The 25,473-nt window shown below is 74.4% G+C and carries 18 protein-coding genes; 7 read left to right on the plus strand and 11 right to left on the minus strand.

Annotated features, from left to right (window positions below):
• Positions 1–68 precede the first annotated feature (68 nt).
• A complete protein-coding gene (gene cofD / locus AMK25_RS00460) occupies positions 69–1,016 on the plus strand; it encodes a 2-phospho-L-lactate transferase (RefSeq protein WP_073824828.1) in 948 nt (315 codons plus the stop codon).
• Positions 1,013–2,098, plus strand: a complete 1,086-nt coding sequence (locus tag AMK25_RS00465; RefSeq protein ID WP_073824831.1) for a coenzyme F420-0:L-glutamate ligase — start codon at positions 1,013–1,015, stop codon at positions 2,096–2,098. Before cofD ends, AMK25_RS00465 begins: the two co-directional genes overlap by 4 nt.
• A gap of 71 nt (positions 2,099–2,169) precedes the next feature.
• On the opposite strand, the gene AMK25_RS00470 is transcribed toward AMK25_RS00465, so the two are convergent.
• On the minus strand, positions 2,170–3,159 hold the full coding sequence (locus tag AMK25_RS00470; protein ID WP_073824834.1) for an ArsR/SmtB family transcription factor: 990 nt from the start codon (positions 3,157–3,159) through the stop codon (positions 2,170–2,172).
• A 299-nt stretch (positions 3,160–3,458) separates the two neighbouring features.
• On the opposite strand from AMK25_RS00470, the gene AMK25_RS00475 reads away from it, so the two are divergent.
• Positions 3,459–4,034: an NUDIX hydrolase gene (locus tag AMK25_RS00475; RefSeq protein WP_073824838.1), complete on the plus strand. Its 576-nt coding sequence runs from the start codon at positions 3,459–3,461 to the stop codon at positions 4,032–4,034.
• A 25-nt stretch (positions 4,035–4,059) separates the two neighbouring features.
• Here AMK25_RS00475 and AMK25_RS00480 read toward each other — a convergent pair whose 3' ends face one another.
• Positions 4,060–5,151, minus strand: a complete 1,092-nt coding sequence (locus AMK25_RS00480) for a mannose-1-phosphate guanylyltransferase (protein ID WP_073827008.1) — start codon at positions 5,149–5,151, stop codon at positions 4,060–4,062.
• A gap of 64 nt (positions 5,152–5,215) precedes the next feature.
• Positions 5,216–6,361 (minus strand): glycosyltransferase family 4 protein, encoded by a 1,146-nt coding sequence (locus tag AMK25_RS00485; protein ID WP_073824840.1) that lies wholly within the window; start codon positions 6,359–6,361, stop codon positions 5,216–5,218.
• Positions 6,362–6,511: 150 nt separating this feature from the next.
• On the opposite strand from AMK25_RS00485, the gene AMK25_RS00490 reads away from it, so the two are divergent.
• Complete coding sequence (locus tag AMK25_RS00490; protein ID WP_073824843.1) at positions 6,512–7,201, plus strand: TIGR03089 family protein; 690 nt, start codon at positions 6,512–6,514, stop codon at positions 7,199–7,201.
• 103 nt (positions 7,202–7,304) lie between these two features.
• Here the strand turns inward: AMK25_RS00490 and AMK25_RS00495 are convergent, their stop codons facing one another.
• A complete protein-coding gene (locus tag AMK25_RS00495) occupies positions 7,305–9,293 on the minus strand; it encodes an acetoacetate--CoA ligase (protein ID WP_073824846.1) in 1,989 nt (662 codons plus the stop codon).
• Between the two features lie 156 nt (positions 9,294–9,449).
• On the minus strand, positions 9,450–9,965 hold the full coding sequence (locus AMK25_RS00500) for an acyl-CoA thioesterase (RefSeq protein WP_073824849.1): 516 nt from the start codon (positions 9,963–9,965) through the stop codon (positions 9,450–9,452).
• Between the two features lie 23 nt (positions 9,966–9,988).
• Here AMK25_RS00500 and AMK25_RS00505 point away from each other — a divergent pair, with 23 nt between their 5' ends.
• Positions 9,989–10,642 (plus strand): hypothetical protein, encoded by a 654-nt coding sequence (locus AMK25_RS00505; protein WP_073824852.1) that lies wholly within the window; start codon positions 9,989–9,991, stop codon positions 10,640–10,642.
• Positions 10,643–10,694: 52 nt separating this feature from the next.
• Here AMK25_RS00505 and AMK25_RS00510 read toward each other — a convergent pair whose 3' ends face one another.
• Positions 10,695–11,858: an acyl-CoA dehydrogenase family protein gene (locus AMK25_RS00510; RefSeq protein ID WP_073824856.1), complete on the minus strand. Its 1,164-nt coding sequence runs from the start codon at positions 11,856–11,858 to the stop codon at positions 10,695–10,697.
• 248 nt (positions 11,859–12,106) lie between these two features.
• Here AMK25_RS00510 and AMK25_RS00515 point away from each other — a divergent pair, with 248 nt between their 5' ends.
• Both AMK25_RS00515 and AMK25_RS00520 read left to right on the plus strand, forming a co-directional pair.
• Positions 12,107–13,534, plus strand: a complete 1,428-nt coding sequence (locus AMK25_RS00515) for a UDP-glucose dehydrogenase family protein (RefSeq protein ID WP_073824860.1) — start codon at positions 12,107–12,109, stop codon at positions 13,532–13,534.
• Positions 13,535–13,698: 164 nt separating this feature from the next.
• Complete coding sequence (locus tag AMK25_RS00520; protein ID WP_073824863.1) at positions 13,699–18,606, plus strand: SCO7613 C-terminal domain-containing membrane protein; 4,908 nt, start codon at positions 13,699–13,701, stop codon at positions 18,604–18,606.
• Positions 18,607–18,637: 31 nt separating this feature from the next.
• Here AMK25_RS00520 and purE read toward each other — a convergent pair whose 3' ends face one another.
• The 5 genes from purE to AMK25_RS00545 form a co-directional block, all read right to left on the minus strand.
• Positions 18,638–19,129 carry a 5-(carboxyamino)imidazole ribonucleotide mutase gene (purE, locus tag AMK25_RS00525; RefSeq protein WP_073824865.1) on the minus strand — a complete coding sequence of 164 codons (492 nt, stop codon included), beginning with the start codon at positions 19,127–19,129 and terminating at the stop codon, positions 18,638–18,640.
• Entirely contained in the window at positions 19,126–20,286 is a 1,161-nt protein-coding gene (locus tag AMK25_RS00530) for a 5-(carboxyamino)imidazole ribonucleotide synthase (RefSeq protein WP_073824868.1), read from the minus strand. Before AMK25_RS00530 ends, purE begins: the two co-directional genes overlap by 4 nt.
• A 64-nt stretch (positions 20,287–20,350) precedes the next feature.
• On the minus strand, positions 20,351–22,387 hold the full coding sequence (locus AMK25_RS00535) for a thioredoxin domain-containing protein (protein WP_073827009.1): 2,037 nt from the start codon (positions 22,385–22,387) through the stop codon (positions 20,351–20,353).
• Positions 22,388–22,437: 50 nt separating this feature from the next.
• On the minus strand, positions 22,438–24,927 hold the full coding sequence (locus AMK25_RS00540) for a putative bifunctional diguanylate cyclase/phosphodiesterase (RefSeq protein ID WP_073827010.1): 2,490 nt from the start codon (positions 24,925–24,927) through the stop codon (positions 22,438–22,440).
• Positions 24,928–25,149: 222 nt separating this feature from the next.
• On the minus strand, positions 25,150–25,434 hold the full coding sequence (locus tag AMK25_RS00545) for a hypothetical protein (protein ID WP_073824871.1): 285 nt from the start codon (positions 25,432–25,434) through the stop codon (positions 25,150–25,152).
• Positions 25,435–25,473: the final 39 nt, after the last annotated feature.

The following is a 25,473-nucleotide window of genomic DNA, read 5'->3' on the forward strand; positions in this document are numbered from 1 at the left end:
TGCCGAAGTGAGCGTAGTCTCTCCGGCCACCGAACGATCGACGGCGGCACGTGCGGAAGGATGGACGCATGCGCATCGTGGTTCTGACCGGCGGCATCGGGGGCGCCCGTTTCCTGCTCGGCGTGCGGGCGTACGCCCGCGAGGTGGGCGCCGAGGTGACCGCCGTGGTCAACGTCGGCGACGATCTGCTGCTGCACGGGTTGAAGGTCTGCCCCGACCTGGACAGCGTGCTCTACACGCTCGGCGGCGGCGCCGACCCGGAGCGCGGCTGGGGCCGGGTGGGCGAAACCTGGACGGTGAAGGACGAGCTGGCCGCGTACGGCGCGGAGCCGAGCTGGTTCGGCCTGGGCGACAAGGACCTCGCCACCCACCTGGTCCGCACCACGATGCTCAGCGCCGGCTATCCGCTGTCCCAGGTCACCGAGGCGCTGGCGGCGCGCTGGCAGCCGGGCGTACGGCTGCTGCCGGCCACCGACGAGCGCCTGGAGACCCATGCCGTCATCACCGACGAGCAGGGCCGGCGCGCGATCCACTTCCAGGAGTGGTGGGTGCGGTACCGCGCCGACGTACCCACCGACCGGTTCGTCTTCGTCGGCGCCGACGCGGCGAAGCCCGCGCCCGGCGTGGCGGAGGCGATCGCGGCGGCGGACGTGGTGCTGATCGCGCCCAGCAACCCGGTCGTCAGCATCGCCCCGGTGCTGGCCGTGCCCGGCCTGCGCGACGCGGTGACCGGCGGGCCGGCCCCGGTGATCGGAGTGTCGCCGATCATCGGCGGCGCGCCGGTACGCGGCATGGCCGACCGCTGCCTCGCCGTGCTCGGCGTGGAGTGCAGCGCGGCCGGGGTGGGCGGCCTCTACGGCGCGCGGTCGGCCGGCGGGCTGCTCGACGGCTGGCTCGTCGCGCCGGAGGACGAGAACGCAGTGGTGCCAGACGTGACAGTCCGCGCGGCGCCGCTGCGGATGACCGACGAGGCGGCGACCGCCGCGATGGTGCGCGCCGCGCTGGAGCTGATGTGAGGCTGGAGATCCTGCCGGTGCAGGGCATCGGCGACGTGACCGAGGGCGACGACCTGGCGGCGCTGATCGCCGGCGCGGCGCCGTGGCTGCGCGACGGCGACGTGCTGGTGGTCACCAGCAAGGTCGTGTCGAAGGCGGAGGGCCGGCTTGTCGACGTGCCCGCCGACGGCCCGGAGCGGCTCGACGCGCGGGACCGGATCCTGGCCGACGAGACCGCCCGGGTGGTGGCGACGCGGGGCACCACCCGGATCGTGCAGACCCACCACGGGTTCGTGATGGCTTCCGCCGGCATCGACGCGTCGAACGTGGACAAGACCCGGCTGGTGCTGCTGCCGGTCGACCCGGACGCCTCCGCACGCGCGTTGCGTGCCGCGTTGCGCGACAGGTACGGCCTCGACGTCGCCGTGATCGTCAGCGACACCATGGGCCGTCCGTGGCGCAACGGGCTCACCGACGTGGCGCTCGGGGTGGCCGGCATGCCGGCCATCCGCGACCACCGGGGCGAGGTCGACCCGTACGGCAACGAGCTGTTCGTCACCCAGATGGCGGTGGTCGACGAGCTGGCGGGCGCCGGCGAGCTGATCAAGGGGAAGTGCGACCAGGTGCCGGTCGCTGTGGTCCGGGGTTACCTCGGCACGCCCCGGGACGACGACGAGGGCGCCCGGACGCTCGTCCGCGACGCCTCGATGGACCTGTTCTCGCTGGGTACCGCCGAGGCGCGCGCCGCCGGTCTGCGGGAGGCGGCGACGCTGCCCGACCGGACCGGCACCGACCCCGCCGACCCGGCCGCGGTGCGGCGGGCGATCGCCGCGGTCGCCGATGTGGTCGCCCCCGGCACCGTCTTCACCCACGTCACCGACGACGAGGTACGCGCCGGACTCGCCGCCACCGTGCCCGGCTGGCCCGCCTCGGCCACCGGCCTGCTGCTCGGCGCGGCGCCGATCCCGCTCGACCCGGCGGACCTGGTCCGGTTCGGCGCGGACGTGCAACGCCTGCGCGCCGCGCTGGCCGCCGAGGGAATCGGGTCCGTCCTGCTCCCGCCCCCGGGCGGCAGCGCCGCCAGCGCCACGCTGGCGATCTGACGCGCTGCCCACCAGGGGCGCGGTCCGGCGCGGCGGGTCGCGGTCCGGCGTGGCCGGCCCGGTGGGTGCGCTCAGGCGTCGAGGACGGCTCGGCCCAGCGGCGTCAGCGTGTGCAGGACGGTGTTGCGCTCGCGCTGGCTGACCAGCAGCCCGGCGTTGCGCAGCACCGTGGTGTGCTGGCTGGCCGCGGCGGCGGAGATGTGCAGCCGGCGGGCCATCTCGCCGGTGGTGCAGCCCTCGTCGGCGGCCTGGAGCACCCGTGACCGGGTGCGGCCGAGCAGGGCCGCGAGTGCCTCGCCCTGCGGTGACGCGCCGACGCCGGACGCCGGTGTCAGCCCGGCGAGCCGGTCCACCGGGTAGACGAGCACCGGGGGCAGGGTGGGGTCGACGAGCGCCACCGGGGTACGCGAGCAGAAGAACGACGGGACGAGCAGCAGCCCGCGCCCGTCCAGGTGCAGTTCCCGGGTGTCCGGATAGTCGAGCACCTCAAGCACGCCGGAGTTCCACCGCATGTTCGGCCGCAGGCTGGCCAGCAGCCCTTCGGCGCCGCCGTCGAGCATGGCGCGGGCGCGCCGGGCCCGGTCCGCCTCGACAGCTGCCTGCACCCGGGCCCAGTACGGCGTGACGGCCAGCGAGTGGTACCGCGCCATGGCGTCGGTGAGGTGGTGCAGCGTCTCCGGCTCGCCGCGGGCCAGCGCGGTCGCCGAGGACGGCAGCGTGGTCTCCTCGGCGAGCCGGGTCAGGTCGCGGCGCAGCATGTCGACAGGGGTGCCCCGGACGGCGTCCAGCCCGACCTCGAAGCCCTCCCGGCTGGCGAACGGAGTGAGGAAGTCGGGGAAGTAGCCGCGCGGCGGGTTGAGCGCGAGGAGCAGGCGGTACTGCTCGGCACCGCTGTCGGTGCGCAGCCCGTGGGCCACTGTGCGTCGCCACGTGGTCATCATCGGGTCGCGGCCGCGCCCCTGGAGCAGGTGCAGGCTGAGGACCAGCTCCCAGAGCGGGTCCGCGGCCGGGGCGACCCGGGTCCGCAGGACGTCCTCGCCCGAGAAAATGATCTTCAACATGGAGTGCTCCCGTGCGGACGGCGGGGGTGCCCGCCACGCCTCGCACTTTACCTGCCGGCACTAATCTCCATATTTAAGCCTGAGGTGAAAGACCTCGACGGTGAGGTGGCCGGTTCGGCAGACTCTTCCTTGCCCGCCGACGCCGGGGCGCAGTCTCGACCCGGTCGCCGGCTGACGGGCGTGACCGGGCGGCACCACGAGGGTCTGCGACATCGTCGCAGGGGTGCCGCCCGGTCTTCGCTCGTCCGCCGGTGGGTCGCCGCGCCGGCGTACCGCGGTGGCGCTCGTAGAGTGTCCGGGTGCCCGACACCGACCTCACCACGTACGCCGACCTGCACGCCGACGCCGTCGCGGCGCTGAGCCGCTGGACGGCGACCAGCCCGGCCGCCGCCGCCAACCGGGACCGGACGCTGGCGCTGCTGGCCGACGGGCCGGTGGCGATGAGCCGGACGCACCGGGCGGGGCATGTCACAGCCAGCGCGCTGGTGCTCGACCCGGACGGCCGGGTGCTGCTCTGCCTGCACAGCAAGATCCGCAGGTGGGTGCAGCTCGGCGGGCACTGCGAGCCGGGCGACCGGACACTGGTGGCAGCCGCGCTGCGCGAGGCCACCGAGGAGTCCGGGATCGCCGGCCTGACAGTCGAGCCGGAACCGATCGACGTGGACATCCACCAGGTCGCCTGCCAGGGCGGGTCGTTCCACTACGACGTCCGCTACGCGGTGCTGGCCCCGGCCGGGGCGGTCGAGCAGGTGAGCGCCGAGTCCGAGGCGCTCGGCTGGTTCCCGCCGGACCGGCTGCCCGAGCCGCTCGCCCACGCCACGGCCCAACTGGTGCCGCCGGCGCTCGCCGTGCTGGCCCGCCACGCCGCCCGCTGAGCGGAGGCGGGCCGTCCCGGCCGGATCAGACCAGGCCCTCCTCGCCGCGTTCCTTCAGCTCGTCCACGACCTTCTTCACGTCCTGCGCGCGGTCACGCGGGCAGACCAGCAGCGCGTCCGGGGTGTCCACCACGATCAGGTCGCGCACCCCGACAGTGGCGACGAGCCGGCCGGAGTGCGGCACCACGACCGTGCCGGTGGTGTCGTGCAGCAGCACGCCCGGCTTGGCGTCGCCACCCAGCACCACGTTCCCGGCGCCGTCGGCCGGCAGCACCTCACCGAGCGTGTGGAAGTCACCGACGTCGTTCCAGCCGAAGTCACCCGGCACGGTAGCCACCCGGCCCGCAGTCGCCGCGCCCTCCATGACCGCGTAGTCGACCGAGATCCGGGGCAGCGTCGGCCAGACCCGGCCCAGCACGTCGTCCTGCTCCGGGGTGCCCCAGGCCGCCGCGATGGCGGTGATCCCGGCGTGCAGCTCCGGCTGCTGGCGGGCCAGCTCGGCGAGGAAGACGTCCACCCGCCAGACGAACATGCTGGCGTTCCAGAGGTGCCGGCCGGAGTTGACGTAGACCTCGGCCACCTCCGCCGCCGGCTTCTCCTTGAACTCGCGCACCGGGCGCAGCGGGCCGTCCCCCACCGGATCGCCGGTCTCCAGGTAGCCGTAGCCGGTCTCCGGGCGGGTCGGGGTGATACCCACAGTCATCAGCAGCCCCTGCTCCGCGCCCCGGATGGCCTGCCGTACCACCTCGGCCAGCCGGGCCGGGTCGCCGATCAGGTGGTCGGCGGCGAACGAGCCCATCACCGCGTCCGGCGTACGCGCGGCGATCACCGCGGCGGCCAGCGCGATCGCCGCGCAGGAGTCCCGGGGCGACGGCTCGACCAGGATGTTCTCCTCCGGCACGCCGGCCAGCTGCCGAGCCACCGCCGCGGCGTGCGCGGCCCCGGTGACCACGAGCGTGCGCTCCGGTGTGGTCAACGGCGACAACCGGTCGACAGTGGCCTGCAGGAGCGAGGCGGGGGTACCGGTCAGCGGGTGGAGGAATTTGGGATGGCCGGCACGGGACAGCGGCCACAACCGTGTGCCACTGCCACCCGCCGGGATGACGGCGTAGAACATCAGCACATCATGCCCGAAGCGGGCGAGTCGTCACGGTCGGTCGTCCAGGGCCGCCCGCCGGCCCTCAGGACCGGGCCCGTCGCCAGGCCGCGATGTGCACGTCCGCGCTGGACTCCCAGGTGAACTCCTTGGCCCTGTCGAACCCGGCCTTGGCCAGCGAGAGCCGCCGCGGCTCGTCGTCCAGCAGGGCGGCCAGGTCGGTGGCGATCTGGTCCGGGTCCTCGCTGGTGTACGCCACCGCGTCGCCGCCCACCTCGGGCAGGGACAGACGCGGCGTGGTGAGCACCGGGGCCGCGCACGCCATCGCCTCCAGGATCGGCAGGCCGAAGCCCTCGCCGTAGGAGGGGTAGGCGGCCACGAGCGCGCCACCGAGGAAGCCGGGCAGGTCGGCGTAACGCAGGTAGCCCGGGCGCAGCAGCCGCAGGTGCGACGGCACCTCGGCCACCGCGCGGTCGATGTCGTCGTCGTGCCCCTGACCGCCCGCGACCACGAGCGCCGGCGGGTTCGGCCGGTCGGCCACCGCCCGCGCCCAGCCACGGATCAGGTTGGGTACGTTCTTGCGCGGCTCCTTGGCCCCGAGGAACGCGACGTAGCTGCTGTCGCCCAGACCCAGGCGGGCCCGCACGCGCGCCTTCTCCTCGTCGCCGGGCGCGTGGAAGGCGTCCTGGTCGACGCCGTGATAGGCGACGTCGATCCGGGTCGGGTCGGCGTCCAGCAACCGGATCAGCTCGTCGCGGGTGGCCTTGCTCGGCACGATCACCCGGCTGGCGCGCCGCAGCGAGGTCTTGATGGCGCTGCGGAAGAACGTCCGGCGCGACTTGTCGTAGTGCTCCGGCTCGGTGAAGAACGTCGCGTCGTGCACAGTGACCGTCACCGGGCATCCGGCCCGCAGCGGACAGGTGTAGAAGGGCGAGTGCAGCACCTCCGCGCCGACCTGCTGGGCCAGCAGCGGCAGGCCGGTCTGCTCCCAGGCCAGGCGCGCCGGCCGGTGCGCCACCGCCGCCGGGGCGGGGATCACCTCGGCGCCCGGCAGCATCCGGGTGTAGCGCTCCAGGTCGGTGCGGAGGCTCACCACCGCCAGGTCGACGCCGGTGCCGCAGACCCGGCCCAGCGCGCCGAGCAGTCCGTCGACGTATCTACCGACGCCGCCACGGTCGGCGGGGACACTCGTGGCGTCGATGAGAACGCGGGGCGGGCGACCGGCGGTCACGGGGCGGCTCCTCAGATGGCGCAGTTGTGGGGAAGAACACTGTCGGCAAGCGTACGCCGCGCCGGACGCACGACGCTGACCGCGACCCGACGGTACGCCGACTTGACGTTGTCATCGAGTACGCACGCGGGGCGCGTATCGTTCGCGCCGATGGCCGACAACATTGCCCGGGTGTTCGCCGACGCGATCGCGCCGGACCCCACCCGACCGCTGCTGACCTGGTACGACGACGCCACCGGCGAGCGCACCGAACTCTCCGGCGCGACGCTTGCCAACTGGGTGGCGAAGACGGCCAACCTGCTCACCGACGAGATCGGCGCCGCGCCGGGCGACCCCGTCGGCGTGTTGCTGCCGCCGCACTGGCAGACCGCCGCCGTGCTGCTCGGCTGCTGGTCGGCGAAACTGACGGTGACCGACGCGCCGGGGCCGGTGGAGGTCCTGTTCGTGGCCGCCGACCGGGCGGACGAGGTGGCCGGGTGGCCGGCCGGCGAGCGGTACGCGCTGGCGCTCGACCCGTTCGCGCTGCCGATGCGGCAGGTGCCGCCGGGCTGCGCCGACTTCGTGACGGCGGTACGCGGGCACGGCGACCACTTCACGCCGTACCCCGACGGTGGCGAGGCGGACGCGGCGCTGCTGGCTCGCGCGCAGGCCCGCGCCGCGGAGCTGGGCCTCACCCCCGGCGACCGCCTCCTGGTGGACGTGACCCGCCACCCCGACCCCGTCGACTGGCTACTGGCTCCCCTGTCCGCCGGCGCCAGCGTGGTGGCCTGCGCCCACCCCGATCCGGCCCGCCTGGCCGCCCGAGCCGAAACCGAAAAAACAACCCAAACCCTGACCTGACCCACCCGCCCTCCCCCGCGATCTTGCAGTTTCGGCCCTCGGGAGGGGCGATTCGCCCCCTTCGTCGGGGCGGAAAGTGCAAGATCAACGGGCGGGGGTGGGGTTACGCGGGGGTGGGGTGGGTGCTGGTGGCTCGGCGCTGGGCCAGGGCGGCGAAGGCTGTCAGGGACTCGGGGTTGGCCAGGGCGCCCTTGGCTGCCGCGCTGTCCACAGGGGTGCCCGTCAGGATCTTCTTGACCGGCACCTCCAGCTTCTTCGCGCTGAGCGTGCGGGGCACGGCCCGGACCTGGTGGATCTCGTCCGGCACGTGCCGCGGCGACAGCGCGGTACGCAGCTCCCGGCAGATCTTGCGCCGCATCTCGTCGTCGAGTTCCAGGCCCTCGGCGAGCACCACGAACAGCAGCAGCTCGCCCGCGCCGCCCTCGTCGTCCTCCAGGTGCACCACCACCGAGTCGACCACCTCGTCCAGCCCTTCGACCACCGAGTAGAACTCGGCCGTGCCCAGCCGCACGCCGCCCCGGTTCAACGTGGCGTCGGACCGGCCGGTGATGACGCATCCGCCGCGCTCGTTCACGGTGATCCAGTCGCCGTGCCGCCACACCCCGGGATAGACCTCGAAGTACGCCTCCCGGTAGCGGGCGCCGTCCGGGTCGTTCCAGAACCCCACCGGCATGCTCGGCATCGGCTCGGTGATCACCAGCTCGCCGAGCTGCCCGATCACCGCGCTGCCGTCGGCGGAACGGGCCTCCACCTTCGCGCCCAGCGCCCGGCAGGCGATCTCCCCGGCGTACACCGGCAGCAGCGGCACGCCGCCCACGAACCCGGTGCACACGTCCGTGCCGCCGGACAGCGACTGGAGCTGGAGGCGGTCGCTGACGTTCTCGTACACCCAGGTGAAGCCCTCGGCCGGCAGCGGCGCGCCGGTCGAGCCGAGGCCGCGCACCGCGGACAGGTCGGCGATCTCCCGCGGCACCAGCCCGGCCTTGCGGCAGGCCAGCAGGAACGGCGCGGACGTGCCGAAGTACGTGGTGCCGGTGTCGGCGGCCAGCCGCCACAGCGCGCCCAGGTCGGGGTGGCCCGGGTTGCCGTCGAACAGCACGATCGCCGCGCCCACAGCCGGACCGGAGACCAGGAAGTTCCACATCATCCAGCCGGTCGTGGTGAACCACAGGAACCGGTCGGACGGACCCAGGTCGTGGTGCAGCGCCAGCATCTTGAGGTGTTCCAGCAGGATGCCGCCGTGGCCGTGCACGATCGGCTTGGGCAGGCCGGTCGTGCCGGAGGAGTAGAGCACGTAGAGCGGGTGGTCGAAGGCCACCGGAGTGAACGTCAACGGCTCGTCGGCCGGTGCCGCCAGCTCCGCCCACGGCAGCGCGCCGTCGGGGGCCGGGCCGTCCGGATCGAGGTACGCGATGGCGACGGTGTGCCGCAGCGACGGCAACGCCGCCCGGATCGCGGCCACCTCGGCGCGCCGGTCCACAGGCTTGTCGCCGTACCGGTAGCCGTCCACGGCGACCAGCACCGTCGGCTCGATCTGCTGCCAGCGGTCGGTGACGCTGCGGGTGCCGAACTCGGGCGCGCAGGAGGAGAAGATCGCGCCGAGGCTGGCGGTGGCGAGCAGCAGGACGTACGTCTCGGGGATGTTCGGCGCGTACGCGGCCACCCGGTCGCCCGGCCCCACGCCGAGGCGGCGCAGCCCGGCCGCCACCCGGCGGACCCGCTCGCGCAGCTCGGCAGCGGTGAGGGTCTCCGGCGCGCGGGTCTGACCGTGCGCGATCACCGCCGGGTCGTCGTCGCCCAGCCCCGGCATCCGCAGCACGTTCTCGGAGTAGTTGAGCGTCGCGCCGGGGAACCAGCGGGCGCCGGGCATGGCCCGGCCGGTGAGCGTGGCGGTCGGCGGGGTGTGCGCGACCACGTCGAACCAGTCCCAGATCGAGCGCCAGAACGCGTCCAGGTCGGTCACCGACCACTGCCACAGCGCGTCGTAGTCGGCGAACTCCAGCCCGCGGTGCTCGGCCAGCCAGCGCAGGTAGTCACCGATCCGGGACTGCTCCCGCACGTCCGCCGGCGGCGTCCACAGCACGTCAGCCACTGTTCCACCCTCCCCTGGGCCCGCCACGACGGTGTGCCGGGGCCGTGGCGCCATCTTGCCCTACCTCGTGCCGCCATTGTCCGCGCCGGGCGTGGCGTACGGGGCGTGGCCCGCCCACACCCCGCACCCCCACCCCATGTGGCCCTTCCTTACACCTCAGCCGGCGCGGTGGGCCTGGATCGCTCGGCGGCGGGCCAGCCGGTGCGCCCGCCGGATCTCGGCCTCCCGGAAGCGGCGCTCGTCCTCCGGCGTCTCGGGCAGCACCGGGCGCACCGGCCGGGGCGCGCCGCCCACGTCGACCCCCACGAAGACCAGGTACGCGGTGGCGACCGGAACCGGCTCGTCCTCGGCCGAGTCCCAGCGCTCGGCGACCACCTTCACTCCGACCTCCATCGAGGTGCTGCCGGTCCAGTTGATCTGGGCGTGCGCGTGCACGAGGTCGCCCACCCGGACCGGCTCGGAGAAGACGATCTCGTCGATGGAGGCTGTCACGGCGGTGCCGCCGCTGTGCCGGGCCGCCGCCGCGCCGGCAACGTCGTCCACGAATTTCATCAGTACCCCACCGTGCACGGTCCCGTACAGATTGACATCGACCGCGGTCATGATGCGACTGAGCGTGACGCGGGAGTACGAGGTCGGCTTACCCGGCGGGACCGCGGGATGATCTGTCATGCCGAAAACGGTACGGTGCGCGGATGCGACATCTCTGGAGCTTCCTCGCCGGGTTGGCGGTGGCGCCCGTCACCTGGGTGCTCGTCACGCTCGGTCAGGACGGATCTGAGCGGACCGTCGACCGCTGGGTGGAGATCGGGACGTACAGCACGCCGAACCTGATCGAGCCGGCCGTCTATCTGGGCGTCGCCGGCATCCTGCTCGGCCTGCTCGGCACGTTGCGCTTCTCGCCGTTCGGCCCGCTGGCGGCCGGCCTGCTGCTCGCGGTCCCGTACCTCGGGCTGTTCGTCGCGCCGTTCAGCGTGCGGGACCGGGTGCCCGGTGACCTGAAGCTGCTCGGCGACCCGCTGCCGCTGCGCGACCCACTGGACAACGGCACGCTGTTCCTCATCGGCGTGCTGCTGCTGATGGCCGTGTTCAGCACGAGCCGCTGGCGGCGTCCCGCCACACCGGAGACGGCCGAGGCGGAGCTGACCCCGGCCCCCGCGCCGGTGGAGCACAAGCCGACGCTCACCGACTGGCCTCCGGCGCAGGCGAAGGATCCGGACACGCCGCCACTCACGCTGGCGTACCCCGAGACCCCGACCGAGCCGCTGCCCCGCCGTACCGCCGGGGAGTCGCCGTGGTCGGCCCCGCCGCGCGGCGCGGGCCGGCCGGAGGGCACCGAGAGCCGTTGAACGAGCGCGGGCGGGCCGGTGCAAACCGGCCCGCCCGCCCGAACGCCTCCGGTCAGCCCTTGAGCAGCTGACGGGCCATGACGATGCGCTGCACCTGGTTGGTGCCCTCGTAGATCTGGGTGATCTTGGCGTCCCGCATCATCCGCTCGACCGGGTAGTCGCGGGTGTAGCCGTAGCCGCCGAGCAGCTGGACCGCGTCCGTGGTGATCCCCATGGCGGCGTCCGACGCGAAGCACTTCGCGGCCGCGCCGAAGTACGTCAGGTCCGCGTCGCCGCGCTCGGACTTGCCGGCGGCCGCGTACGTGAGCTGCCGCGCCGCCTCCAGCTTCATGCCCATGTCGGCGAGCATGAACTGGATGCCCTGGAAGTCGGCGACCGGCTTGCCGAACTGCTTGCGCTCCTGGACGTAGCCCTTGGCGTAGTCCAGCGCGCCCTGGGCGATACCGACGGCCTGGGCGGCGATGGTGACCCGGGTGTGGTCCAGCGTCTTCATGGCGGTGGCGAAGCCGGTGCCCTCGGCGCCGATCATGCGGTCGGCCGGGATCCGTACGTTGTCGAAGTAGACCTCACGGGTCGGCGAGCCCTTGATGCCGAGCTTCTTCTCCGGGGCACCGAAGCTGACGCCCGGGTCGGACTTCTCCACGACGAAGGCGGAGATGCCCTTCGAGCGGGCTGTGGGATCGGTCACGGCGAAGACGGTGTAGTACTCGGAGACGCCCGCGTTGGTGATCCACCGCTTCACGCCGTTGAGCACCCAGTGGTCGCCGTCGCGTACCGCCTTGGTGGTCATCGCGGCGGCGTCGGAGCCCGCCTCCGGCTCGGAGAGGCAGTAGGAGAACATGCCCTCACCGGCCGCGACCGGGGTCAGGTACTTGCGCTTCAGCTCCTCGGAGCCGGCCAGCAGCAGCGGCATGGTGCCCAGCTTGTTCACCGCCGGGATCAGCGAGGACGAGGCGCAGGCCCGCGCCACCTCCTCGATCACGATGGCCGTGGCCAGGGCGTCCGCGCCGGCGCCGCCGTACTCGACGGGGATGTGCGGGGCGTGGAAGTCGGCGGACCGCAGCGCCTCGTAGGACGCCTTGGGGAACTCACCTGTCTCGTCGGCCTCAGCGGCATGCGGTGCCACCTTGGCCGCACAGACCTCACGGACCGCCTCCCGGATCGCCTCGTGCTCCTCCGGCAACCGGTAGACGTCGAACGACTGCTCTGCGGCCATGTCGGCCCTCCCCTTTCACCGCTATCATGCGCAGTCTGTACCGCCCGGGGGCCGACGACTGCCGCAAACTGAAGGATAGCCACCGGCCCCTGTCGGACCTTACCGGCGGGTAGGCTCGCGCCCGAGCGTCGCCCGCCCGGCCCCACTACCCTCACAGCAGAAATTCAGTTCCCTCGGTGCCCGGCCCAGGCGCCCCCAGCAGAATGCGACGCGTGGAAGCGCCGCCAGTGCGAGCGGAGAAGACAGGCGTGACGATTCCGTACCCGAACACCCAGCCGATGCCCGCCATCGCCGCGGTGACCCCGCCGTCCGGCGCCGCCCGTCCCCGGGTGACGTTCCTCGGCACCGGCTACCTCGGTGCGACCTACGCCATCTGCTACGCCGAGCTGGGCTACGAGGTGCTCGGCTTCGACGTCGACGCGGACAAGATCGCCAAGCTGAACGCCGGCGAGGTGCCGATCCACGAGCCCGGCCTCGACGAGCTGCTGCGGCGCAACCTGGCCGCCGGGCGGCTGCGGTTCAGCACGGACATCAAGGAGACCGCCGACTTCGGCGACGTCCACTTCATCTGCGTCGGCACCCCGCAGCGGGCCGACGGCATGGGCGCCGACCTGTCGTACGTCGAGGCGTCCGTGACCAGCCTGGCCCAGCACCTGACCCGCAAGGCGCTGATCGTCGGCAAGTCCACCGTGCCGGTGGGCACCGCCGAGTGGGTGGAGCAGCTCGTCGGCAAGCACAGCCCGGCCGACCTCGGCGTCGAGGTGGCGTGGAGCCCCGAGTTCCTCCAGGAGGGCTTCGCCGTCGACGACGTGCTGCGTCCGAACCGGATCGTGGTCGGCGTCAAGAGCGAGTGGGCCAACGGCATGCTCTACGCCGCGCACAAGGGCGTCTTCGACCTCGCCGCCACCGAGGACCGCGAGGTCCCGCTCGTGGTCACCGACTTCGCCACCGCCGAGCTGGTCAAGGTCGCCGCGAACGCGTTCCTCGCCACCAAGATCTCCTTCATCAACGCGATGGCCGAGGTCTGCGAGGCGGCCGGCGGCGACGTCACCCAGCTGGCCCGCTCGATCGGCTACGACCCGCGCATCGGCAACCGCTTCCTCCAGGCCGGCCTCGGCTTCGGCGGCGCGTGCCTGCCCAAGGACATCCGCGCCTTCCAGGCCCGCGCGCAGGAGCTGGGCGCCGGTGAGGCGCTGCGCTTCCTGCACGAGGTCGACCTGATCAACCTGCGCCGGCGCAGCCGCGTGGTGCAGCTCGCCGCCGAGCTGCTCGGCCGCCGCTCCGGCCCGGCCGGGCCGGACCTCTCCGGCACCCGCGTCGCGGTCCTCGGCGCCACGTTCAAACCCAACACCGACGACGTACGCGACGCGCCGGCGCTCGCGGTCGCCGCGCTGCTCGGCAAGGCCGGCGCCGACGTGCACGTGTTCGACCCGCAGGGGATCGAGAACGCGCGCCGCGCGGTGCCCGAGCTGACGTACGAGGAGACCATGAACGACGCCGTCCGCGGCGCCGACCTGGTCTGCGTGCTCACCGAGTGGGCCGAGTTCCGCAACGCCGACCCGGTCGCCCTGGGCGAGCTGGCCAACGGCCGCAAGGTGGTCGACGGGCGCAACTGCCTCGACTCGACACTGTGGACGCAGGCCGGGTGGGAATACCGCGGCATGGGCCGCCCCTGACCCGCTGACCGGCCGGACCGGCCCGCCGGGGACACCCTCCCCGACCGGGCCGGTCCTTTTTGTTGTCCGGAACGCGCCTGCAACTGTCGAAATCCCGGCCCGCTCAAGGCATGCTGCCTCTGGGAGGTCCACAGTGCGAGGGCACGGGCGGACGGGAGACTGTCGTGGAGAGCTTCAGGTGCCCCTCGTGCGGGCAGGACATCAAGCCCGCCGTGGTCTGCCCGAACTGCGGCGCGCATCAGCCGCAGTGGGCCGAGCACCTGGCCGGCATCGAACGGTCCATCGCCGAGATGAAGGCCCGCGACGCCGAGATCGCCCGGGAACAGCGGCAGATCGCCGCCAAGATGCAGGCCGCCCTCTTCCAGCGGGACATCCTCGCGCACGCCGGTGAGGAACGCATGCGGCAGGCCACCCGGCCGCGCCGGGTGCTGCGCCGCCGCCCCGGCCGCCGGCCGCCCACCGCCGCCACCGGCGCCCCGCCCCGGGTGCCCCGCCAGGGCACGCCGCCGCCCGGCCCTCCGGAGGACCTGCCCCCGTCGCCGCCGCGCGGTCGCCCGCGCTGGCTGGACGCGGACGACCCGGAGCACCCGCCCGAGGCGTCCTCGCGGGAGGTGCAGAACATCCCGCTGGGGCTGGGCGCCCTCCTGCTCGGCGTGGCCGCGGTGGTCTTCGCGGCGGTCGCCACCAGCTCGATGGACGCGCTGGCGCGTCTCGGCGTACTGCTGGTGGCGACAGCGGTGATGCTCCTCGCCCCGCCGGTCCTGGCCCGGCGCGGGCTGACCTCCACCGCCGAGACCATCGCCGCGGTCGGGTTGCTGCTGGTGCCGCTGGCCGGGTACGCGCTCTGGGCCGTCGACCGGATCGGCGGCGGCTCCTCGGGCGCCGCGTTCGCCGGATCGATCTTCCTGGTCACCACGCTCGTCGCCCTGGGTTACGCGTACGGGACCGGTCTGCGCGCCCCACGCTTCGCCACCGTGCTGGCCGCCCAGCCGGTGCTGCCGCTGCTGGCGTACGAGCGGATCACCGGGCCGGTCGGCTGGGCGCTGGTACTGACAGTGGTGGCCGTGCTCGACCTCGCGCTCGTCCGCTCGGCGGTGGTACGCGAGCGGCCGGTCCGGCGTGACCTGCCCGCGACCGAGCCGCCCTCACCCGTCGCGCCCCGGCAGCGCGCCGACGACGACCGGCCCGAGTCGGCGCCGGAGGAGGCCGGCGAGGTGCTCGGCGGTGAGACTCCTCCGGAGCCTGCCGCCACCGCCCGGCCGGTGCCGTGGCTGTCCGAGCTGACCTGGCTGCTGCACGGTGTGGCGGTCGCTGTCGCGCTGGCGTACGCGGTCACCGGCCTGCTGCGCGCCACCACCGTCCCGCCGGCCGCCGCCGCGGGTACGACGCTGCTGCTCGCCGCCCTGGTCGCGCTGGCCGGAACGCTCGTGCTGCGCCGGCCGCCGCTGCCCGACGTCGGCGCCGGCATCCTCACGCTCGCGGTGATCGGCGCGCTCGGCCGGGTCGCCTCGGTGGCCCTGCCGGGCCGGTCCCTGCTGCTGATCTCCGCGGTCATCGCGCTGACCGGGATCGCCGTCCGGGCCGTACCGGAGGCGGCCCGGCGGGGTCCGCAGATCGCGTCGGCGGTGGCGCTCACTGTGAGCGGCCTGGTGGTCGCCGGTGGCGCGCTGCGCGCCGGGCTGGCGCCGGTCCGGGCCGCGTTGCCGGCCTGGTCGGCGGACCTGAGCGGGTGGCACGCCGAGCTGGCCCGGGCGGTCGGCCCGACCGGCTGGCAGCTCGCCGCCAGCGCGCTGCTGCTGACCGTCGCCGCGGTGATCGCGCTGCCGCCCGAGATCCGGCGCGAGTTCGCGGTGGTCGGCGCGGCGCTCACCGCGCTTGCCGTACCCGCGTCGTTGGGCCTGGGGTGGGCAGCGGCCTGCTGGCCGATGCTGCTCACAGCGGTCGCCGTCGGGGTGCTCGGGCTGAGCGCCGGCACCGAACGCGCCGCGGTGACGCACGCGGTCACCGCGGCCGGGCTGGGTCTGATCGGCGCCGGCGCCGCGCTCGCCCGGCCGGCGCTGACCGCCGCGGCGCTGACGCTGCTCTTCCTGGCCGGGGCGCTGGTCTCCCTCGCCCCACGGGTCCGGCTGGCCGCCGCCGCGACCGACACCGTCTGCGCCTGGGCGGCCGGCGGGGCGGCGTTCGCCCTGCCGGGCGCCGTCGCCGCGTTCGTCGCCGCCACCGCGCCGACCCCACCGATCGCCACTCCGGCGAACCTGCGCGAGGTCACCGTTCCGATCCTCGCGGCGAGCTTCCTCGCCGTCTGCGTCACGCTCGGCTACGCCGCCCTGGTGCAGGTGGCGCAGCGGCACCTGAGCATGCCGCACGCGCTCGGCACCGTGCTCGGCGCGGTGGCCGTCGCCGCCGCCGCGTTCGGGGCGCCGGGCGCGACCTCGGCGGACGCCTGGGTGGGCAGTCTGCTCATGGTCGCCGCCGCCCTGCTGGCGCTCGCCCCGCGCATCGACGCGGGACGCCGCGCCGACATGTCGCTGGACGGGTCCGACCTGGCCCTGGCAGCCACCACCGTGGCGCTCGTCGCCACGCTGGCCCGGATCGCCGCGGTGCTCGCCCCCGGCGGTCAGCTCGTGGTGGCCTCCGCGCTGGTGCTGCTGGTGGCGGTGGCCGCCCGCGCGCTGCCGGAGGAGTGGCGGCGCGGACCGATCCTCGGCATCGCCGCCGGTGGCCTGCTCCTCGGCCTGATCGCCGCCTGGAGCGCGCTGCGCGGCGGGCTCGGCGTGCTGGCCACCCCCGGCCCGATCTGGGCCGGGGACCTGAGCGGGTGGCCGGCCGCGCCGACGGGCGGGTCGACCTGGCAGGCCCCGGTCGCGCTGGTGCTGCTCGCGGTGACCGCCGCCGTCCTGCTGCCGGCGCCGTGGAAGTACGACGTGTCGGGCCTGGCCGTCGTGCTCGCCACGGTGGGCGCGCCCGCCGCGTTCGAGTTGCCCTGGTGGTCCCCGGTGCTGGTCGGCGCCATGGTGGCCACTGTCTACGGCATGGCGGCCGTGGCAGCTGTCGATCCCCGGGCCTCGCTGTCCCGGGCCACGGTGGCCGGTGTGGTGGCGCTGCACGCGGCCGGGGCGGGGCTGGTCCGGCCGGGAACCACAGCGCTGGCGCTCGGCAGCATCGCGCTGATCGGGGCGACGGTGGCCGCCCTGGCCCGCACGCTCGCGCCGTCGCTCGTGGAGGACGTACGCACCGAGGGCATGCCGCCGCACCTGGTGCAGGTGGGCGGCGCCGGCGCGGGCGCCGCAGTGCTCGCCCTGCCCGGCGCGGTGGCCGCCCTGGCCGCCGCGTTCGGCCATCCGCCTCAGGTGGTCCTGACCGCCGCGCTGGCCGCCGCCAGCATCGGCCTGGCCGCGATCGCGGCCGTACGCCGGCTGGTGCCCCAGTACCTGCCGTTCGCCAGCGTGGCGGTGGTCGGGGCGGCCACCGTCACCGCTGCCGCCGCGCTCGCGGTCGGCCTGCCGGCGGGCGTGTTCGCCGCCGCCGCCGCGCTGCTCGGCGTCCTCGCCGAACTGGTACGAGCGGCCACCGTCCCGCCTGTCGGCTCGGCCCGGCCGGTACGCCGCTGGACCGTCCTGCTGAACGGGTCGATGCGCCGTGACCCGGACGATCCGGTGCTGCGCTGGCGGGTCAGCCCGGCCGCCGGCGCGCTCGCCGCCGCGGCGCTGCCCACCGCGCTGGCGCTGGCCACGCTGGCGCCCGCGCTGGTCGTGGCGTTGTTCTCGCCGTTCGCGGTGCTGAGCCGGGTGTGGCAGGGGCCGCCACCGGAGCTGCTGACCCCGCCGGCGAACGCGGTGAATCCCACCCACGTGCTCACCGCGCTGCTGCTCACAGTGACCGCGGCGCTCGCCGCCACCGGGTTCAGCGGCGGCCGGCGGTCCCGTGCGGTGCCGGTGATCCTGCCCGGGGCGGCGATCACGCTGCTGATCACGCCGGTGGCGCTCGGCCGGGGCTGGCCGGTGACCGCGCTGGCCGCGCTGGCGGTGTTCACCATCTCGATGCTCGGTCTGGCGCTGACCCCGCCGCCGGCGCTGGCCGAGCCGGGCCGGTCGATCCGGGTGGCCCGGGTGCTGGTCTTCGCCCTCGGGCTGGCCGCCGGTGGCGCCGGGCTCGCCGGCAGCCTCGCCACCAGCGACCTGACCGTTTTCACGCTCGGTGGCGCGGTCGGCGTGGGCACCGTCGCCGCGCTGTTCGGCACCACCCAGCGCGCCCGCATCCTGGGCTGGCTGTTCGGCTCGCTGATGGCCCAGCTCTTCGTGCTCACCGTCGGCCTGAAGTCCGGGCTCGCCGCGGTCTGGTCCGCCTTCGGGGTGCTCGCTGTCGGCGCGGCGTTGCAGGTCTTCGCCGCCACGCTGCCCCGGCTGCGCCGCCCCGAGGCGTACCGGGAGGCGGCGACCGTCGAGTGGAGCGGCTTCGGGGCGGCGCTCATCGCACTGGCCCTGGCGTACGACTCGCCCCGGCACATCGCCGCGCTGCTGGCCGCCTGGGGTGCGGTCCTCGGGGTGGCGGCCACCCGTCCGGGGCGGCGGCCGATGGAGCGCAACCTGCTGTTCTGGGCAGTAGTGGCCTGCGAGATCAGCGCCTGGTGGATCCTGATGCGGGTGGCTGACGTGGCGCTGCCGGAGGCGTACACGCTGCCGTTCGCGGCGCTCGCGCTGCTGGTCGGGGTGCTGCAACTGCGCCACCGGCCCGACCTGTCGAGCTGGGTGGCGTACGGCCCGGCGCTGGTCACCGCGTTCCTGCCGACGCTGGCGATCGTGATCGCCACCGACTCCAGCATGCTGCGTCAGGTGCTGCTGCTGCTCGGGGCCGTCGCGGTGCTCATCTTCGGCTCGACCAGCCGGCAGCAGGCGCCGGTGATCGTGGGCGCGACGGTGACCGCGATCGCGGCGGTGCACGCGTTGTTCAGCCTCGGCCCGTGGCTGGTGCTGATCCCGGTCGGCATCGTGCTGCTGGTGCTCGGCGCGAGCAACGAGCGTCGCCGCCGCGCCCAGGAGCGCCTGCAGACAGCGCTGCGCGGCATGCGGTGAGCCGCAGCCGAGCACGCGGAGTGACGAACGGTCAGGCCAGGGAAGCGCGCAGCGCCGCTTCCTTCTCGGCGACCAGATCCTCCAGGCTCGCCTGGTAGGCGGCCATCTTGTCGCGCAGCACCGAGTCGGCGGCGCCGAGAATGCGTACCGCCAGCAGGCCGGCGTTGCGGGCGTTGCCGATCGAGACGGTGGCGACCGGCACGCCGGCCGGCATCTGCACGATGGACAGCAGCGAGTCCATCCCGTCCAGGTACTTCAGCGGCACCGGCACGCCGATCACCGGCAGCGGGGTGACCGAGGCGACCATGCCGGGCAGGTGAGCCGCTCCGCCCGCGCCCGCGATGATCACCTGGATGCCGCGGCCGGCGGCGGCACGGCCGTACTCGATCATCTTGCCCGGGGTGCGGTGCGCCGAGACCACGCCGACCTCGTACGGCACGCCGAACTCGTCCAGCGCCTCGGCTGCGGCCCGCATGACCGGCCAGTCCGAGTCGCTGCCCATGATCAGCCCGACGGTGCTCATGACTGCCCCTCCTGGAGCCAGCGGGCGGCACGCGCGGCCCGGGCCCGTACGTCGTCCAGGTCGCTGCCGATCACCGTGACGTGCCCGATCTTGCGGCCCGGGCGGACCTGCTTGCCGTACAGGTGGACCTTGGCCCCGGGCTCGGCGGCGAACAGGTGATGCAGCCGCTCGTCGATGGAGATGCCGCCCGGCTCGCCGCCGAGCACGTTCGCCATCACCACGACCGGCGCGGTGAGCGAGGTGTCCCCCATCGGGTAGTCGAGGACCGCCCGCAGGTGCTGCTCGAACTGCGAGGTCCGGGCCCCCTCGATGGTCCAGTGCCCGGAGTTGTGCGGCCGCATGGCCAGCTCGTTGACGACAAGCCCGGTCGGCGTGTCGAACAGCTCCACCGCGAGCAGGCCGACCACGCCGAGCGCGGTGGCCAGGTCGATGGCGAGCTGCTGCGCGGCGACGGCCTGCTCCTCGGGCAGGTCGGGCGCGGGCGCCAGCACCTCGACGCAGATGCCGTCGCGCTGCACGGTCTCCACCACCGGGTACGCGGCGACCTGCCCGAACGGCGAGCGGGCCACCTGCACGGCCAGCTCCCGGCGCAGGGCCACCCGCTCCTCGACCAGCAGCGGCGTGCCACCGGCGAGCAGCGTGGCGGCCAGCTCGGCGGCCTGGGCCGCGTCGTCGACCATCCAGACGCCCCGCCCGTCGTAGCCGCCCCGGGCGGCCTTGAGCACCACCGGCCAGCCGGTCTCCTCGCCGAAGGCGATCAGGTCGGCCGGGGACTCCACCGGACGCCAGGCCGGGTTCGGCGCGCCCAGCTCGCCGAGCCGTTCCCGCATCACCCGCTTGTCCTGCGCGTGCACCAGCGCCTCGGCCGGCGGGAACAGCTTCACGCCCTCGTCGGTCAGGGCGCGGATGTGCTCGTTCGGCACGTGCTCGTGGTCGAAGGTGACCACGTCGCAGCCCTTGGCGAACGTGCGCAACGCGGCCAGGTCGGTGTGGTCGCCGTACTGGACGTCGGCGGCGACCAGCGCCGCGCCGTCGTCCGGGGCGAGCGCCAGCACGCGCAGCGACTGGCCGAGGGCGATGGCGGCCTGGTGGGTCATCCGGGCCAGCTGGCCGCCACCCACCATGCCCACGACGGGGAGACCGGTACGGGAGTCCATAGCGCCGCCAGCCTATAAGGGCCGGTGCCGGGCCGGACCGTGAGGGCGGCCCGGCCCACTCCGCTCAGCCGAGCTGCGCGACCAGCTCCTCGACGGTGGTCACCGGCCGCTGGCAGACGAAGCCCCGGCAGACGTACGCTGCGGGCCGCCCGTCGACGAACGGCCGCCCGGCCAGCAGCGGCACGCCGGGCTGGTCCGGGGCGCCGGCCACCACCACCGCGCCGGGCGGGGCGTGCCGCCGGGCAGCGGCCACCAGCGGGTCGCCCTCAGGGTCGCCGGTCGCCACCGCGATCTCGTACGGCCCGGACAGCAGCGCCTCGCCGACGGTGGCCGCGTACCCGGTGAACCGGGCGTGCCGGTCGACGATCGGCGCGACCGTCGTCAGCGTCTGCTCGGCCGCCTCCCGGTAGCGGGTCTCCCCGGTCAGCGCCGCGTACGCCACGAGCGCCGCGACGATCGCCGAGCGGCCGGACGGTGTCGCGTTGTCTGTCGGGTCGGCGGGCCGGGTGACCAGGCGCTCGGCGTCGTCGGCGGTGTCGTAGAAGGCGCCGTCCGGACCGGCGAACCGGGCCAGTGCCACGTCGAGCAGCTCGCCGGCCAGGCTCAGCCACCGCCCTTCGCCGGTGAGCTGGTGCATCGCGCAGAACGCCTCGGCGACGCAGCCGTAGTCCTCCAGCACACCGGCCGGCTCACCGACCGCCTTGTCCCGGGAGACCCGGCGCAGCCGGCCGTCCACCAGGTGCACCGCGGCCAGGTGCTCGGCGGCGTCCCGCATCGCGCCGTCGGAGACGATCAGCACGCCGTCCATCAGGTTCGCGTCCTCGTCGTCCGGCGACACGAGCAGCGCGGCGACCTGCTGGAACTCGGCGATGGCGGTGATCGCGAGCCCGTTCCAGGCGGCCACCACCTTGTCGTCACGGGCCGGTTGGGGCCGGGTGTCCCGGGCGGCGAGCAGCCGGCCCACCACGTCCTGCCAGCGGGCCCGCACCGCCGGGTCGGCGTCGTCGACGTCCCGGGCCAGCCGCAGCACGCTGCTGCCGTGCTCGAACGTGCCCTCGGCGGTGACCTCGAACAGGTCGGCGGCGAACCGGCCGTCGTCCTCCCCCAGCACCTCGGCGAGCTGGTCGGGGGTCCAGACGTAGGTGAGCCCTTCGACGCCCTCGGTGTCCGCGTCCAGCGCCGAGGCGAAACCCTCACCGGCGCGGTGCAGCTCGTCGGCGAGGAACCGGGCGGTGTCCCGGGCCACCCGGCGGGCCAGCCGGTCGCCGGTGAGCCGCCAGAGCTGGGTGTAGACGCGCAGCAGCAGCGCGTTGTCGTAGAGCATCTTCTCGAAGTGCGGCACGGTCCAGTGGCCGTCCACCGAGTAGCGGGCGAAACCGCCGGCGAGCTGGTCGTTGAGGCCGCCGCGGGCCATCGCCTCGCAGGTGTGCCGGACGATCTCCAGGCTGCGGGCCGAGCCGGTGCGCTGGTGGTGCCGGAGCAGGAAGAGCAGGTTCATGTGCGGCGGGAACTTCGGCGCGCCGCCGAAACCGCCGTTCGTCTCGTCGTACTCCCGGGCGAGCTGGCTCGCGGCGGCGTCGAGCAGGTCGGCGGTGAGCGGGGCGGTCACGCCGCCGACGGCCTGCGCGCCGCCGATCGCCTCGACCACGGCGGCGCCCTGGCGCAGCACCGCCTCACGCTGGTCGCGCCAGGCGGCGGCGACCGAGCCGAGCAGGCGGATGAAGTTGGCGCGCGGGAAGTACGTGCCGCAGAAGAACGGGGTGCCGTCCGGCGCGGCGAAGACGGTCATCGGCCAGCCGCCCTGCCCGGTCATCGCCTGGGTGGCGGTCATGTAGACCGCGTCGACGTCGGGGCGCTCCTCCCGGTCGACCTTCACGCAGACGAAGTCGTCGTTCATCAGCCGGGCCACTGCCTCGTTCTCGAACGACTCGTGGGCCATCACGTGACACCAGTGGCACGCCGCGTAGCCGACCGAGATGAGCACCGGCACGTCGCGCCGCTTCGCCTCGGCGAACGCCTCGTCGCACCAGGGCCACCAGTCGACCGGGTTGTCGGCGTGCTGGAGCAGATAGGGCGACGTGGCCTCGGCGAGTCGGTTCACCACCCGACCCTATCCACCATCGCCGTCCGACGCCGTGGGCGCGGCAGGGTTCAGGAAGCACCGTCGGCGCGCAGCGGGAAGACGTTGCCCCGGGCCCCGTCGCGCAGCGAGCCGAGCACCGCGGCGATCTTGTCGGCGGGCATCGGCTTGAAGAAGTGGTAGCCCTGCGCCGCGGTGCAGCCCAGCTCAGCCAGCGCGATGCGCTGCTCGGCGGTCTCGACGCCCTCGGCCACGACCCGCAGCCCCAGCTCGTGGGCCAGCCCGACGGTGGTCCGGACGATCGCCGCCGCCTCGGGTGAGTCGGCCATCCGGAGCACGAACGACCGGTCCACCTTCAGCTCGTCCACGGCGATCCGGGTGAGGAACGTCAGCGAGGAGAAGCCGGTGCCGAAGTCGTCCACGGCGAGCTGCACACCCATGGCGCGCAGCGTGGTGAGCACCTCGTCGATGACCTCCAGCTCGCTCATCACCACCGTCTCGGTGATCTCCAGGACCAGCCGGTGCGGCGGCACCTGGTGGCGGCGCAGCGCCTCGTCGATCTCGGCGGGCAGCCGCGGGTCGAGCAGGCTGCGCGCCGACAGGTTCACCGAGATGGGGACGTCCAGCCCTTCCCGTGCCCACCCGGACGCCACGGCCAGCGCCTTGTCCAGCACGTAACGGGTGAAGCTGCCGAGCTGCTCGCTGTTCTCCACCGGGCGGATGAAGTCGGCCGGGCCGAGCCAGCCCCGGCGCGGGTGCCGCCACCGGATCAGCGCCTCCACGCCGGTCGGCGCGCCGGTGGCCAGGTCCACCGCCGGCTGCAACGCCAGCACCAGCTGGTCGTCGGCGGCCAGCGCCTCCCGCATCTCCGCGAGCAACGCCAGGTGGTCGGTGCTCGCCGCGTCGCGGGAGCTGTCGTACGCGGCGACGCTGCCGCCGCCCTCCTTCGCCTGGTACATGGCGATGTCGGCGCGGCGCAGCAGCTCGGTCAGGTCGGCCGTCCCCGCGTCGGCCACCACCACGCCCACCGCCACCTCGACGGACATCCGCACCCCGGCCACCTCGGTCGGGGCGGCGAGACGTTCGGCGACCTCCCGGGCCTGGCGCAGCGCGTACGCCAGCGGGGCCGCGCGGTCCTCGACCAGCGGCACCGAGGTCAGCAGCAGGGCGAACTCGTCGCCGCCGAGGCGCCCGAGCAGGTCGCCGGGCCGGGTCAGCGCGGCGAGCCGGTTGGAGGTGAGCCGCAGCAACTGGTCGCCGGCCGAATGCCCGAGCGTGTCGTTTACCTCCTTGAACTGGTTCACGTCGAGCAGCAGCAGGGCCACCGGGTGGTCGTGCGGGCGCTGCCGCAACGCCTGGTCCCCCTTGGTGAGCAGCGCCGCCCGGTTCAGCAGGCCGGTGAGCTGGTCGTGCACCGCGTCGTACGACGAGCGGGCGGTGACCAGTCGCAGCTCCCGGTGGGTGGCGGCGTCGTGCAGGGCGGCGGCGAGCGCGTCCCCGAAGGCCGCCACGCCGTCGCGTTCCCGGGCGCTCGGCGGGGCGGACCGGGCGAACCGCACCCGCAGCCGGCCCACCTCGGCGGGGCCCACGACGAGTTTCCGCACCAACTCGTGCTCGGCAACCCCGGCGCACCCGACGGGTTCCACCTCCCGGTCGCGGACCTGCCCGCCACGATCGGCCCGGTACCGGCGCCAGCGCCCCTCTCCCCGGGCCACGTCGACCTCGACCAGCTCGGCGCCGAACAGGGTGAGCGCGCCGGTCACCGCGGCGGTCGCCACGCCCCGCTCGTCGAGCTGGTTGAGCGCGGCGGTGGCCTCGGCGAACGCCCGCCAGGTCCGCCGCTCCTGGTCGGCCCGCAGCCGGTGCCGGTAGGTCTGCTGGAGCAGCCAGAGCGGCGGCGGCAGGAGCAGCAGCCAGCGCGCGTCGAGTTCGAGCAGCGCGACCACCACCAGGCCGACCGCCACGTTGCCGACGAACATGAGCAGCTTGCCGCGCAGCGCGGCGAACAGCGGCGGCCCCATCGGGATGCCGTGCCGCAGCGCGAGCGCCACGGCGCCCAGGAAGGCGGTGGTGAGCAGGTACGTCACCGCGGCGGCGGTGAGCGTGAGCGCCAGCTCCGGGGTGGGCGCGGCGAGCAGCGGCGGGCCGAGGGCGGTCGCGACGGCCGCTGCCAGCGCGGTGGCGGCGGTGAGCGAGCCCGCGATCCCCGCCAGCTCCAGGGCCGGTCGACGGTCCGAGACCACCGACATGACGGTCCAGGCGGCGCCCGCCCCGAGCAGGGCCGCGGCCGGGAGCCAGCCGGCCGGCACCAGCCAGAGGCAGACCACCAGCGCGGCCTCGCCCCAGGTGATGCTCACCATGCCCGACGCGGTACGGAAGCGCAGCCGGGCGAGCTGGGCCACCGCGAACGCGACGGTGGCGATACCGAACCGGGCCGGGCCGGGCAGCGGCTGGTCCACCGGAAGGTGCGACGGGACGCCGAGGCCGAGCACGGCGGCCAGCAGACCGGTGAACGCGACCGCGACGGTCAACACGACGACGCCCGTCGGCGTCCCGCGCAGGCCGACCCGGTCCGGGGGACGGTCGGCCGGCTCGGTGGTCACGGGGCCGCCCCGTCACCGGGCCGGGCGGGGGCATGGCCGGGGGCCGGTGCTGCCTTCGACATCGGCGTCCCCCTTCCGCGCAGGGTCCGGGGCCTGACGGTCCCCCCGGCGGAAGGCTAAGCCAAAGCCGGTGGTCGCAACAGGGGGCGACGACCGGATTGGGCGTGATTCACGCGGTGTTCAGCTGTTCCGGCGCTGCTGGGAGCCGCTGGGCGCGTTCGTCGGTGAATCCTGCTCGACGAGCCCTTCTGTCGGATCGGCGACTGCGGAATCGACCCGGTCCGGGCCGGCCTGCTGCGGGAAGCGGTCGGGCAGCCGGCGCAGCCGGGCGTTCATGTTGCGGATCAGCAGGACGGTGACGGTGGCCAGCGCGAGGATGAGGAAGAGGCCCATCGGACCGGCCAGACCACCCGTGCGGGTGTCACCGAAGTTGTTCTGCGCGAGCACCTCGACGGTGGTCAGCATGGTGTTCCTCCGATGTGCGACTGGGCACCAGGGTAGACC

It is taken from the genome of Micromonospora sp. TSRI0369 (assembly GCF_001905625.1).
GTDB lineage: Bacteria > Actinomycetota > Actinomycetes > Mycobacteriales > Micromonosporaceae > Micromonospora > Micromonospora echinospora_A.